The following is a 12,979-nucleotide window of genomic DNA, read 5'->3' as shown; positions in this document are numbered from 1 at the left end:
CCGAGACCGAGACCGAGACCGAGACCGAGACCGAGACCGAGACCGAGACCGAGACCGAGACCGAGACCGAGACCGAGACCGAGACCGAGGCCGAGGCCGAGACCGAGACCGAGACCGAGACCGAGACCGAGACCGAGACCGTTGAAGTTCACGAAAGCGAACTGCAAAACGCGGAAACGGTAGAGCCAACCTCTCAGCCCGAACGGGTTGAAGTTGAGCGTGTGATTGAAAAACGTGGCGGTTTCGTGGGAACCCTTTTGGGAGGGGTTGCTGCTGCAACGATTGGTTTTGTGGTTGCGAAAAGCGAGGTGATTGAACCTTATCTGCCTGTGGGTCTGAAAACAGAAACCATTGACGTGAGTGCCTTGGAAACCGGTCAGGCCAGCCTCAAGCTGGATCTGGAGACAGTGAAAGAGGCGATTGATCAGCAACCTGTTGTTGATCTTGCACCGATTGAAGCCCGAATGGCTGAGCTTGAGGCGAATCTTGCGGGTCAATCTGCAGCGCGTGCTCCAGATCTTTCCGATCTAACCGAACGTTTTGATGATTTTAATGCGCGTTTGGCGACGCTTGAAGCACGGCCTATCAGTACGGATGGAGAATCATCTGATGCCATTGCTGCATATGAAGCCGAAATAGAGAAGCTGCGCGAGAGCTTTGCAGCACAGCATGTCGAAGTTCAGGCGATGTTTGCTGAGGCCCAAGCCTTGGAAACTGCCAGCAAAGAGGCAGCGCGCATTGCAGCGGCACAATCGATCATAGCACGATTGCAGTCTTCACTGGATGCAGGGCAGCCCTTTGCACAAGAATTGTCTGAACTTGCGGCGCTGGGCGTTGATGTGCCAGCAGTTTTGTCTGGGCATGCTGTTTCGGGTGTCATGCCATTGGCCGCCTTGGCCGAAGGGTTCGCCCCCGCAGCGCGGGATGCGCTGGCAAGTGTGCGGTCTGAAGATGTGGGTACGGGTGGATTGCTGGCCTATGTCAATCGCCATCTTGGTGCGCGGTCTGTTGCACCACGTGAAGGCGATGATGCAGATGCTGTGTTGTCGCGTGCAGAGGCGGCTGCGCGTGCGGCTGATTTACCGACTGCATTGGATGAAATATCTGCTCTGCCAGAGGCCGCGCAAGCTGCGCTTGCGGAATGGCAGGCTGCTGCCACCTCTTATATCGAAACCGGACGTGCCTTGACCGCCCTGTCTGATAGCCTGAATGCCAACTAAGGACGACTACATGCTTTGGTCTCTATTTAAGTATCTTGTATTTTTTGCACTGGCGGCGGCTTTGGCCTATGGCGGTGTTGTGCTTCTGGAAACATCTGGTGGTGTTCAGATCACTGTTGCAGGCACGGAATATACACTCAGTGCACTGCAGTCTGTGATCGCTTTGTCCGTTCTGCTGGTTGCCTTGTGGATCGTGCTGAAGCTGTGTTCGCTTTTGGTGGCGACGCTGAAATTCATCAATGGTGATGAAACAGCTTTGTCGCGTTTCTTTGATAAAGGGCGCGAGCGGAAAGGGTATAAAGCGCTGGCAGATGGGCTGATGGCCTTGGCCTCAGGTGAAGGTCAACAAGCGATGGCCAAGGCGGCGCGTGCAGAAAAATACCTGCAAAATCCACAGCTGACTGATCTGATTACGGCCCAAGCGGCTGAGATGACCGGGAACACCAAGAAAGCAGCGGAAGCTTATAAACGTTTGCTGTCTGATCAGGCCACACGCTTTGTTGGCGTCCGTGGCATCATGAAGCAGAAAATGTCTGAGGGTGATGCTGAAACTGCGCGCGCCTTGGCTGAAAAGGCATTGGCGCTGCGCCCCAAGCATGAAGAAGTGCAGGACACGTTGTTGACCTTGCAGGCGCAGGCACAGGATTGGGCAGGGGCACGTAAAACTTTGTCCACCAAGCTGAAGACCGGAACGTTAACCCGTGATGTGTTCAAGCGCCGCGATGCCGTTCTTGCGCTTTCATCGTCAAAAGCTTTGCTGAACGAGGAAGCAACGCCAGAGCAGCAGGAACAGGCGATTGAATCAAATCGCCTTTCCCCTGATTTGGTGCCTGCGGCAGCTTTGGCTGCACGCGCCTATATCGCAAAGGGTAAGAAACGCCCTGCGGCTCGTATTCTGAAAAAAACGTGGGAAACACAACCACATCCAGACTTGGCTCATGTCTTTGCTGAGATCGAGCCGGATGAGAGCGCAGAAGCGCGGATCAAACGGTTTGATCAACTGACGCGTCTAAAGCCCAATCATGATGAAACTCGCCTGGTGATGGCTGAGCTCCATATCGTTGCAGAAGATTTCCCAGGTGCGCGTCGGGCTCTGGGGGATTTGGCCGAACGTGCACCTGATGCCCGTTCTGTTACACTGATGGCTGCGATTGAACGCGGCGAGGGCGCAGATGACAGCGTTGTGCGCGGTTGGCTGGCCAAAGCCCTGAGTGTGCCGCGCGGTCCACAGTGGGTCTGTGAAAACTGTAATCACATCCATGCAGAATGGGCGCCCGTTTGCGAAAATTGTGCAAGCTTTGATACCCTCAGCTGGAAAACACCTGAGATGCCTGAGATTACCAGCCTGACCGGTGCGCATATGTTGCCTTTGGTGGTCGGCGCACTTGAGGATAAATCTACTGAGGTTGCGATGAGCGAAGATGAGTCTATCGAAACCATCACGATCGAAGACAGCGTAGAAAGTGCTTCTGAAAAAGAAGACGCACCCGTGGAAGAGGTATCTGCCACCAAATAGAGCTTATCTGTTGTTAGTGGTTCTGAGCCAAAGCCATCCCGATTGGGGTGGCTTTTTTAATAAACACCCTGTCAGTATGCCTGCATTCTGGCTCCAGATCTTAATTTTTGAAGAGCCCGAGACGGGAGCGTTGTGATTCTTGTGTGATTTACCAATCAGAAAAGTAAGGGCATATGAGGCAATCGAAGTCAGAATTGGTATGTGCGACACAGTTTTGACACTTGCCTGTAGAAGTTTGCGCAAAGTTACTGCGCACGAGCGCCATAAACCGCTTGTTCATCAGTCTTAACTGCCGGCAAATTTATCTGTTAAGGTCTGCTTAACACACTGACTGTTATCCCGGTTGTGGGTGAACAAGAAAGTGGTGGTGAACATGAGCGCACAAGGTGAACTAGCGCCCATTATCATCAAGAAGAAAAAAGGTGGCGGTGGTGATGGGCACCACGGCGGCGCTTGGAAAGTGGCTTATGCTGACTTCGTGACAGCGATGATGGCCTTCTTCTTGTTGATGTGGCTATTGAATGCAACAACCGAGAAGCAACGCAAAGGTCTTGCGGATTACTTCTCTCCCTCAATTCCTTTGAGCCGCGTTTCTGGTGGTGGCAACGGTGCCTTTAACGGCGATAGTATGCATACCGAAGATATCATGCCGCAAAACGGTTCTGGTGCGAGTGCGGAACATCCAGAAGAAGCACAACAAGCCAAAGGTAATACAGGCGTTGAGCAAGATTCTGAGAAGAAGAAAGCAGACGAAGTTCTGGTTTCGGTGCAGGATGCGCTGTCAGCACAAAGCGGCGAAAGCACAGTCTCTATCGAAATGTCACGTCACATTGTGACACGTGTGACAGATGAAGGCCTGATCATTGAACTATTTGATACGGTAGATCAGCCTTTATTTGACGGCGAGAGTGCAACGCCGACAGCATTGTTCCGAGATCTGGTGCGGATGGTGGCACGCGTGACGTCGGTTGTTGATAACAAGATCGCTGTTGGTGGACATACACGATCACAGCCCGTGGTTCTGGCAAATAACCCGATTTGGGAACTGTCTCATGCGCGTGCAGATGAAACGCGGAAACTACTCGAATCAGGTGGCATGCCTGCGCAGCGAATCCGTCGTGTGACGGGGCACGCTGACCGGAAGCTGTCTCAAGACAATCCGATGTCGACCAAAAATAACCGGATAGAGATCATTCTCCTAAGAGAGTGACCCCAATTTCCTTGATATCGGAGCTAACAGATAAGACGCATTTTATCTGTTAGCTCCGTATTAATTTCGTTGGGATAGCTACTGTTGCAGAAGAGAATTGATGCAGCAGAAAGGCGTATCCATGAGTATTTCTTCGTCGCTTAACGCAGGCGTTGCAGCGCTGGCCGCGAATGCTAGTCGTTTGGGCACAATTTCAGATAATATCGCGAACTCCTCTACCTATGGATACAAGCGGGTAGAAACAGATTTTAACTCTGTCATTACAGCACGGGCCGGGGGGTTTAACTCTGCCAGTCAATATTCCGCAGGTGGCGTTCGGGCAACAACGACACGTTTGATTGATGAACGTGGGTCTATTGTTGGTACCGAACACGCGACTGACCTTGCCGTTCGGAACCGTGGTATGTTGCCAGTGGCCAACATCACCGAGGTGAACGCTGGCCAAGCTGTGCCGCAGATGCTGTTGACCTCGACCGGCTCGTTCCGAACCAATGAAGATGGCTATCTTACGACAGCATCCGGGTTGGTTTTGCTTGGCTTTCAGGCGCTACCTGATGGGACAATTCCAACAAAGCCACGTGATACCACTGCAGGTCTTGAACCAGTCCGTGTGAACCGCGCGGAACTTCAAAGTGAACCTACAACAGAGGTGACTTTGGGAATTACCCTACCGGCAAGCGCGACGGAACCGGGCTCCACCGCCGTTACAGCAGATACGACCATGTCCACGACCTATTATGACAACGTGGGTCGTTCTGAAACGCTGACCGTTGAATTTACACCAACCATTCCCGCTGCGACTGCCGTAGCCAGTTCGAATGAATGGACAATGACCATCACGGATAGTGCAGACGGTGGATCAGTTATTGGTACATATACAGTAACGTTTGATGACAGCCGCGCAGCAAATGGTGCGTTGGCTGGGGTTACCGTTGCGGGCGCTGGCGGTGCCTATGATCCAGTGACAGGCGCCGTAACAGTCAACGTTGCCGGTGGACCGGTTGAGATCAACCTTGGTCTGGTCGGAGAAAAGAACGGTCTAAGCCAGGTGGGGGAAGATTTCCTTTCAACTGGTGTTGTGCGTGATGGCGCCCCTGCTGGCAACATTGTCAGCGTGACTGTTGATGACAATGGTTTTGTTCGTGCAAAATACAATACGGGCCTTGAAAACATTGTGTATCAGGTGCCGCTTGTGGATCTTCCAAACCTAAATGGTCTGGAGCCTTTGGATCGTCAGACCTATTTGCCGACGCTAGAGAGTGGTCCATTCTTCCTATGGGACGCAGGTGCTGGCCCAACAGGGGCTATTGTCTCTAACGCTTTGGAGGAATCAGCAACCGATGTTGCAGGCGAATTGACTGATATGATTCAGACCCAGCGCGCCTATTCGTCCAATGCAAAAGTCATCCAGACTGTGGATGAAATGCTGCAAGAAACCACCAACATCAAGCGCTAATAGCGCTTGATACTCCTCATCAAAATTAGAAGTGGGCTGATCTATGACTCTGTCTAGCGCGATCAATTCCGCAAGAAGCGGTATCTTTGCGACGTCCAGATCCATCGCGGTTGTTTCTGACAACTTAGCGAATGCTCTGACACCTGGATACTCCCGGCGTAGCGTAGAGCTGAGTACTCGCGTTCACGGCGTTCCAGGGGTTCATGTTACTGGTATTACACGTGCCAACGATCCTGGTATCCTAGAGAACCGCCGTACCGTTGAAGCAGAGCACAAAGCTGCCGAGAGTCGTGAGAGTTTTTATAAAGGGATTTCAGACAGCGTGGGAACGGTGGATGATCCAAGCTCTCTTGCATCTTTCCAATCTAATTTTGATGCAGCACTTATCGAAGCCTCATCTCGACCGGATTCAGTGCAGCGTTTGAATGCGCTTTCCGCGGCTGCTGGCGAGTATGTTGAAGCTATCAACCGTGCGGCCAATGAGATAGCGAATCAACGTAATGCAGCTGAGCGCTCGATAGAGCAGCAAGTTGAGGCGGTGAACGCGTCCTTGAAAGAGATTGAAAAGCTGAACGCGCGTATCGTGCTTGCGGAAGCCGCTGGAAACGAGACTGTCGCTTTGATGGATCAGCGTGATCAGGCGATTGATCGGGTGAATACGATTGTTCCAGTGAAGGTGGTGCCTCGACAAAACGGACAAGTAGCCTTGTTCTCGCACGGTGGATCAATCCTACTGGATGGGCGTGCAAATGAGCTTACGTTTAACGGCAAAAGAGATCTGACACCTTATATGACTCAGGCAAGCGGAGCTTTGTCGGGCATTGAAATTTCGGGTTTGTCGATTCGCACTGGGCAAAATGGTGCGATGAAAGGCGGCACGCTGGCTGAGGCGTTTGAAATTCGCGATGTTTACTCGGTCGATGCACAGGCCGAACTGGACATGGTTGCACGTGATTTGATCGAACGCTTCCAGGATCCAACTCTGGATACAACGCTTGGAGCGACGGATGCAGGTTTGTTTACGGATGAAGGTGCCTTTTTTGATCCGGCAAATGAGCTAGGGATCGCAAACCGATTATCCCTGAATGATGTCGTGGCGATCGATGGTGCCGGTGAAACGTGGCGTTTACGTGATGGTTTGAACGCGGCGGCGCCTGGCAATGCAGGTGATGCAACTCTATTGCGCGGATATAGTGAAGCGCTTGATGAAAGCCGTTCGGTTGTCGTGCCAACCTTGGGAGCCGTGAATGTGACAGCGGCAACACTTGCAGCAGATGTAATGTCGCGTTTTGCACATGCCCATGAAAACTCCAGAATAAGTCTTAGCTTTACTGCTGCAAGTTTTACCGAAGCACATGAGATGGAGCTGGCAGAAGGCGTTGACACAGATGCGGAGCTGCAAAGCTTACTAGCAATTGAAAAAGCGTACGCCGCGAATGCGAGAGTTCTCTCGGTCGTGGATGAGCTGATGGAAACAATTCTGAGGATTTGATAAATGTTTTCAACTTCATTTGGTGATCTTGCTCACTACAGTTTCCTTCGGACTCGTAATGCAAGCTTGAAGTCACAAATGACCACGCTCTCTAAAGAGGTGGTTACAGGGCGTACAACTGATCCTACCGCGCGGTTGGGAGGAGATCTGACCTATTTGTCGGGTGTGGAACACACCCTGAACAAATTGGATAGCTACCAAACTACGGTTTCTGAAGTGCGCACGTTTGCCAATAGTGCACAGACTCGGATGGAACAGATCCGGGATATCGCACTCGAAAACCGTGATGTTATTTTGGGTCTTCCTGACCAGATAAACACAGTGAATGTTGCTGGAGTTGGACAAGATGCGCGTGAAGATCTGGATGTTGTTATTGGTTCGTTAAACGGCAATGTCGGGGGCCGCAGCATATTTGCAGGAACAGGTACAGATGGTCCTGCCCTGAATGACGCAGATACCCTGATGACTGCGTTGGTGGCAGAAGTTTCGGCACTGGTATCCAGTACAGATATCAAAACGGCTGTGGACAATTGGTTCAATGATCCAGCGGGTTTTGACGCTGTGATGTACACAGGGTCGCCGGATCTGATGGCCCCGATCGAAATTTCAGATCACCAAGCGGTACAGGTAAGCGTTTTGGCGACAGATGATGCGTTTAAGTCAACGATTAAAGGGCTCGCGCTGGCAGCCTTGACCGAGGAAGCCGGTTTATCTTTGTCTGATACCACATCTTTAAGTCTCGTGAAAATGTCTGGAGCGGAGCTGACATCTTCGAATGACAAGATGATTCAGCGCCAAGCGGATATTGGCTTCATGGAATCTCGGATCGAATCGATCAGCGTGCGAAATATCTCAGAAATTACCAGTTTGAATATCGCAAAGAACAAGATGCTGGAAGTTGATCCTTATGAAAGCCAGTCTAAGCTTGAAGAGGTTCAAACACAGCTTGAACTCTTGTTCCAGGTTACAGCTAGATCCTTTGATTTGAGCCTGCAGAGGTATATTTAATGTTTAAACTACTGCGCATCCTGGTTCTGTTGACGATGGTGCCTATGGTCGCACAGGCCAATGCTATTCGTCTGAAAGATCTGGTCGAATTTGACGGTGTCAGAGGCAACGATCTGGTGGGCTATGGTCTAGTTGTGGGGTTGAACGGCACTGGGGATGGTCTTCGAAACTCACCGTTTACCGAAGAAATCATGTCCAATATTCTTGAACGGCTTGGGGTCAATGTTACGGGTGAACAATTTCGCCCAAAAAACGTTGCCGCAGTTTTTGTGACCGCATCTTTGCCACCGTTTGCACGTGTGGGCTCCACAGTGGATGTGGCTGTTTCGGCAATTGGCGATTCAAGCAGCTTGTTAGGGGGAACACTTATTATGACCCCTTTGAATGCGGCAGATGGTCAAATCTATGCAGTCGCCCAAGGCTCCATTCTTGCGGGTGGCGTGGTTGCAGAAGGTGAAGCAGCCACAATTACGCAAGGGGTACCAACATCAGGTGTTATTCCCTCTGGTGGCCGGATTGAACGCGAGATTGACTTTGAGCTCTCATCCCTCACCACAATGCGACTAGCTCTGCGAGAGCCAGATTTTACCACCGCTAATCGTATCGAACGGGCGATCAATGCTGAGTTTGGGCTGAATGTGGCTTTGATGCAGGATTCGGGCACAGTAGAAGTTGATATCGTGCGCACCAATACGCGCTCAACGGCTCATGCAATTGGTCGGATGGAAAATGTGCTGGTTGAACCTCAACGTAAGGCACGTGTTGTTGTTGATCAGCGCTCAGGCACAATTGTGATGGGGAGTGATGTCAGGATTTCCCGGGTGGCGGTGGCACAAGGTAATCTGACACTTCGTATTGAAGAAGCACCCTTGGTTGTACAGCCTAATCCTTTTACAGATGCACAACCTGTTGTCGTTCCTAGAACTGGCGTAGGCATTGACGAAGATGGCATACAGCTTGCAGAAGTTCCTGAAACAACATCGTTGTCCGAAGTTGTGTCTGGCCTAAATGCGCTGGGCGTCTCTCCACGCGATATGATTGATATTCTCAAAAGTTTGAAGGCCGCTGGTGCACTTCATGCAGAGTTTGTCGTGCGTTAGCCCTTAGGCTAACGCGCAGAAGACTGGACGTGTCAGGGTTTGAAGTCGGGCTCCTTTGATAGCATTTATTGCGGCAAAGGAGACTCTCTATGAGAGCGACACGGATGGATGAACGCGGGTCGCGCTGATTGACACGCAAACAGGCTGCATCTGATTCGGGCGTAGGCCTATCGGCTCTTAACACGTGGGGCGCGGCGCATTGCGACGCATATGCTGTGTCCAACAAGGGCTTGGACCGGGCCGGTGAAAATGAACGGCTTCGACGCGAGAACCGTATCCTGAACGACTTGCAAGGATTAGTAAACAATCCGAGGGATTGTTTGCCCGCAGCAAGAGGGATATTCTAAAAAAGGATGGTCATTGATTGCGCGATTGGTTCGAGCCCCAATGGCGACGCCTTCTTTGCGGACCAAAAGCCATGAGGTTCCGGTTTATCCACTGTCCGGCAGTGCATTGAAAGTGCACGAGAGGGGAAGAGCATGGGCAGGGCCGTTTTGAACCGCATGGAACGCAATCTTGCGATAAGGGCTCTAGAGATGGCCGTGGAAGAGACGCGGAACTGGCCATCTCGCAATGCATCAACAGCTTCTAAAATCAGCGACGGCGGCACGCAGCCTGGAGCTGGGCCCGGTCGCATTCGAAAAGAAAGTGGCCTAAACGAGCACTCGGAGCGGCACGAAAACGTCACACCTACAATTGCTCATTGATACTTTCGCGAACCGTGTCGTCGGCTGGACAGCATCAACGACACAGGATAGGCAATTTGTCTTGGATGCACTAGAATAGGAAATCCATGCGCGCAGACAAATACACCCAGGGGGTTTGGGCCCACGCCGGACTGGAGCCCTCAGTCGGCAGCACTGGTGATAGCTATGCATTCCAGATGGTCCGCGCAGCAGATCAAATAATCCGGGGGATCATTTGAAGACGCAGAACGCCCCGGCCGAGACGATCATCGGCCTGTTCAAAACCGAAGTTATCCATCGGCTAGGGTAGTGTACGTCTAAAGATCAGGTCGAATGGGAAACCGTGCAAATGGGTAGACTGGTTCAACAAAGAGCGCCTGCTGCAGCCGCTCGGCTGCATCACGCCCATCGAAGCGGAGGAGCGATACGAACAAACCTTGAAATCAGACAAAACCGCAGCTTGAAAGACGAACTTAACAGTCTCCCGCAAAATCGGGGCGGTTCAGATCGTACAGGATGCGCGTTTAATTGGGCACCCCTGCAAGGATGTAGACCTGCGCTTCTATAAAGATCTCGCAGACTTTGAATTTGCATAAAGCGATATCAGCGAAGCCACAGCCTTGAGACTGGCAACGACTGTTAACGCTTCAAAGGAAATTCAAAGTCCGCAAAGAAAACCACAAAGCGGTACGCAACATTAATCCAATCATTCCTGGACAGAACGAAGACCGTGTCAAATCTCCATGAGATTCAACACGGTTTGTCGAAACAAAGTCTGCCAGATTGTTCGCACGAGATGTTTTCGGCCCCGGATCAGTCAAGTTGTGGTAAGTTTAGTATACCCAGATCAAACATCTTGTCGTGAGATTTCAACGATCAAGACATCATTGATTGCTTTACCAAGTTGGCCTTGTGCGGCTTCGCGAAGGGCAATACGGAGCGGCTCTAGCATATCTGATCGTGTAAAGGCGCCTCTGAACCCGCCCATATTGGCATGATCAAACAAAACGCGTAGGAACTCGTCCCGTAGTTTAGGTTCATACGCGTGCACTTTCCCTTCCATATCCGGCATGGCTTCCAGTGAGAGGGAGACCACGACAAGTGAGGCCAGCTCTTCACGCTCTACCACGGGGACGACGAACTGATTGGCGATCTTGATGTATTGATACTGGATCGCGTCCTCGCCGGCCATTTCCTTTTCGGCCATCTCTTTCTTCGCTTCCATGCCCTCTTCCGCATGTTCTTCGGGTTCAGGTGCAGGAGCCATCGCGATGCCCGCACCAATCCCTCCGGCAGTTCCGACGATTAATAAAATCACAGGCAGAAGTTTTGCAATCATGACAGGACCTCAGAATGGCAGTACGGCATCCAGCACTTGCTGGCCGATGCGGGGTTGTTGGACGTCGGTAATTTGACCACGGCCACCGTAAGAGACGCGGGCGGAGGCAATTTTATCATACGTAATCTCGTTTTGGCGGCTGATATCTTCAGGGCGCACATAGCCAGATACTAGGAGTTCGCGAATTTCAAAGTTTACGCGTAGCTCTTGTGATCCGTTGATCGAAAGAACGCCATTTGGCAGAACGTCGACAATTGTTGCAGCGACGCGCAGCTCCAGTTTCTCATTCCGCTTGACAGAGCCGTTACCGCCAGAAGATGAAGAACTATTGATCGATACAGCTTCGGAGGTGCTGGCACCGTCTGGCAAATTGTTGTCGATCCGTTGCGGAATGCCAAGCAATTGCGGAACGCCCAAGCTTTCTGAACCATTGCGTGAGCGTTGCGTATCATTTGAGATTTCAGCTTTTTCGTCGATCTCGATCACGACGGTCAGGATATCTCCCCGTTTGATTGCGCGTCGATCTCCCAGCAACGATTGCCGCTCTCCGCTCCAAAGCGAGGCTTGGTCGACTGAACGGCGGGGGCGTGTTTCGTGGGGCAGGCCTTCCCAGAGCATTGCTACATGTTCCGGGGTTTCATTCGCTGGGTTGAAAGAGGGAGGTTTACCCAAATGATCAATTCGGCCGCAGGCTGTGGTCAGAATCATGCCCGATAGTGCTGCAAATTTTGCAAGTGATTTAATGCTCATCAGTTTACCTCTACCGAGCCGTCGGCTGTGATCCGACCTGAGATTGTCGTGCGTGAAGACAGGTTCATCACCCGTACTGTTTCCCCTGCCGCCCCACGACCAAGGGAGCGGCCTTCGGTTGAAATTCTCAGCCCGCCTCTGTGGAAGGTCAAAGACACGAGATCATTTCGTTCGATGATGGCCGGAGGGCCAATATCGCCCGCGTGAATCGGACGACCGGCATAAAGTGCAATGCGCGCCTCTTTTCCGACGATTGCGTTCAGGTCTTTTAGAGCACCAGAGACTTCGGCATTTTTGTAGCCAAGATCTTCGATGGAGATGACCTCTTTGGGACGAATGGTGCGTGTGGGCACCAAGATGTCCGCCCAAACTGTTTGGGCGCAGAACGTCATCACGAGGGCGAGCGAAAGTTTCATCAGCGGACCTGTGTTGTTGCACTCATCATTTGATCAACGGCAGAGATGACTTTGGAGTTCATCTCATATCCCCGCTGGGCCGCGATCAGCTCAGTGATTTCGCGCACCGCATCCACAGAGCTGGTCTCAAGGTAGCCCTGGCGAATTGTGCCCAGCCCTTCTTCGCCGGCGGTTGCAACAGTTGCACCACCTGAGGCTTCGGTTTCGGTAAACAGATTGCCGCCAATGGCTTCAAGCCCTTTGGGGTTGGTGAAATTGGCGAGACTTAGCTGTCCTAAAAGCTGTGCTTCGCCACCCTGTTCAAAATAACCGTAAACTTCACCTTCGGGATTGATAGAGATGCTACGGGCATCATCTGGGATGGTGATTTCTGGTGATACAGAAAAGCCATCTGAAGTGACGATAAGGCCTTCAGCATTGCGTTTCAGAGATCCATCACGCGTGTAGGCGGCTTGACCAGAGGGCAAAGTGACCTCGAGGTAGCCTTTGCCATCGATTGCGATATCCAGATCGTTGTTGGTTTGATTCAATGCACCTTGCTGCAGGTGAATTGAAATCGCGGCCGGACGTACACCAAGGCCGACCTGAATACCCGTAGGCAAAACGGTTCCGTCAGATGCGTTTACAGTGCCTGCGCGAGACACCTGCTGATAGTGAAGGTCCGCAAATTCGGCACGACGCGCATTATATGCAGTCGTGTTCATGTTTGCGAGGTTGTTTGAGATGGTTTCAACACGCAGTTGCTGTGCGCTCATACCTGTGGCTGCTATTTTTAAGGCACGCATG

Annotated in this window: 11 protein-coding genes and 1 pseudogene; 8 read left to right on the top strand and 4 right to left on the bottom strand. The window is 51.8% G+C overall.

What is annotated here, in order from left to right; translation table 11 throughout:
* The 8 genes and pseudogenes from BLP79_RS19065 to BLP79_RS20330 form a co-directional block, all read left to right on the top strand.
* Positions 1–1,220: COG4223 family protein (locus tag BLP79_RS19065; RefSeq protein WP_090221280.1), on the top strand; the 1,220-nt coding region annotated here is incomplete at its 5' end.
* Between the two features lie 10 nt (positions 1,221–1,230).
* Entirely contained in the window at positions 1,231–2,736 is a 1,506-nt protein-coding gene (locus BLP79_RS19060; protein ID WP_090221279.1) for a heme biosynthesis protein HemY, read from the top strand.
* Between the two features lie 373 nt (positions 2,737–3,109).
* On the top strand, positions 3,110–3,946 hold the full coding sequence (locus BLP79_RS19055; RefSeq protein WP_090221278.1) for a flagellar motor protein MotB: 837 nt from the start codon (positions 3,110–3,112) through the stop codon (positions 3,944–3,946).
* A 121-nt stretch (positions 3,947–4,067) separates the two neighbouring features.
* Complete coding sequence (locus BLP79_RS19050; RefSeq protein WP_090221281.1) at positions 4,068–5,402, top strand: flagellar hook protein FlgE; 1,335 nt, start codon at positions 4,068–4,070, stop codon at positions 5,400–5,402.
* 43 nt (positions 5,403–5,445) lie between these two features.
* A complete protein-coding gene (gene flgK / locus BLP79_RS19045) occupies positions 5,446–6,894 on the top strand; it encodes a flagellar hook-associated protein FlgK (RefSeq protein WP_090221277.1) in 1,449 nt (482 codons plus the stop codon).
* Positions 6,895–6,972: 78 nt separating this feature from the next.
* Positions 6,973–7,902, top strand: a complete 930-nt coding sequence (locus BLP79_RS19040) for a flagellin (protein WP_170830520.1) — start codon at positions 6,973–6,975, stop codon at positions 7,900–7,902.
* On the top strand, positions 7,902–9,002 hold the full coding sequence (locus BLP79_RS19035; RefSeq protein ID WP_090221275.1) for a flagellar basal body P-ring protein FlgI: 1,101 nt from the start codon (positions 7,902–7,904) through the stop codon (positions 9,000–9,002). Before BLP79_RS19040 ends, BLP79_RS19035 begins: the two co-directional genes overlap by 1 nt.
* A gap of 128 nt (positions 9,003–9,130) precedes the next feature.
* Positions 9,131–9,438 (top strand): annotated as a pseudogene (locus BLP79_RS20330) (hypothetical protein); the annotation flags it as partial.
* A 1,097-nt stretch (positions 9,439–10,535) separates the two neighbouring features.
* Here BLP79_RS20330 and BLP79_RS19025 read toward each other — a convergent pair.
* Genes BLP79_RS19025 through flgG form a run of 4 tightly spaced genes read right to left on the bottom strand, consistent with a single transcriptional unit; the run spans position 10,536 to position 12,978 of the window.
* The gene (locus BLP79_RS19025; protein WP_090221273.1) at positions 10,536–11,027 is read right to left on the bottom strand and encodes a flagellar basal body-associated FliL family protein; all 492 of its coding nucleotides are present in this window, start codon (positions 11,025–11,027) and stop codon (positions 10,536–10,538) included.
* A 9-nt stretch (positions 11,028–11,036) separates the two neighbouring features.
* Positions 11,037–11,777 carry a flagellar basal body L-ring protein FlgH gene (flgH, locus tag BLP79_RS19020; protein WP_090221272.1) on the bottom strand — a complete coding sequence of 247 codons (741 nt, stop codon included), beginning with the start codon at positions 11,775–11,777 and terminating at the stop codon, positions 11,037–11,039.
* The gene (flgA, locus tag BLP79_RS19015; protein ID WP_090221271.1) at positions 11,777–12,193 is read right to left on the bottom strand and encodes a flagellar basal body P-ring formation chaperone FlgA; all 417 of its coding nucleotides are present in this window, start codon (positions 12,191–12,193) and stop codon (positions 11,777–11,779) included. Before flgA ends, flgH begins: the two co-directional genes overlap by 1 nt.
* A complete protein-coding gene (flgG, locus tag BLP79_RS19010; protein ID WP_090221270.1) occupies positions 12,193–12,978 on the bottom strand; it encodes a flagellar basal-body rod protein FlgG in 786 nt (261 codons plus the stop codon). The genes flgA and flgG overlap by 1 nt, the downstream gene beginning before the upstream one ends.
* Position 12,979: the final 1 nt, after the last annotated feature.

Origin of the sequence: Epibacterium ulvae (genome assembly GCF_900102795.1) — a bacterium.
Taxonomy (GTDB): domain Bacteria; phylum Pseudomonadota; class Alphaproteobacteria; order Rhodobacterales; family Rhodobacteraceae; genus Epibacterium; species Epibacterium ulvae.
This window is presented reverse-complemented; position numbering and strand designations above follow the sequence as displayed.

Excerpts from the sequence above, each read along its gene's own strand:
- BLP79_RS19040 (WP_170830520.1), top strand. The coding sequence starts at position 6,973 with ATGACCACGCTCTCTAAAGAGGTGGTTACAGGGCGTACAACTGATCCT.
- flgH (WP_090221272.1), bottom strand. The coding sequence starts at position 11,777 with ATGAGCATTAAATCACTTGCAAAATTTGCAGCACTATCGGGCATGATT.
- BLP79_RS19050 (WP_090221281.1), top strand. The coding sequence starts at position 4,068 with ATGAGTATTTCTTCGTCGCTTAACGCAGGCGTTGCAGCGCTGGCCGCG.
- flgG (WP_090221270.1), bottom strand. The coding sequence starts at position 12,978 with ATGCGTGCCTTAAAAATAGCAGCCACAGGTATGAGCGCACAGCAACTG.
- BLP79_RS19055 (WP_090221278.1), top strand. The coding sequence starts at position 3,110 with ATGAGCGCACAAGGTGAACTAGCGCCCATTATCATCAAGAAGAAAAAA.
- BLP79_RS19035 (WP_090221275.1), top strand. The coding sequence starts at position 7,902 with ATGTTTAAACTACTGCGCATCCTGGTTCTGTTGACGATGGTGCCTATG.
- BLP79_RS19060 (WP_090221279.1), top strand. The coding sequence starts at position 1,231 with ATGCTTTGGTCTCTATTTAAGTATCTTGTATTTTTTGCACTGGCGGCG.
- BLP79_RS19025 (WP_090221273.1), bottom strand. The coding sequence starts at position 11,027 with ATGATTGCAAAACTTCTGCCTGTGATTTTATTAATCGTCGGAACTGCC.
- flgK (WP_090221277.1), top strand. The coding sequence starts at position 5,446 with ATGACTCTGTCTAGCGCGATCAATTCCGCAAGAAGCGGTATCTTTGCG.
- flgA (WP_090221271.1), bottom strand. The coding sequence starts at position 12,193 with ATGAAACTTTCGCTCGCCCTCGTGATGACGTTCTGCGCCCAAACAGTT.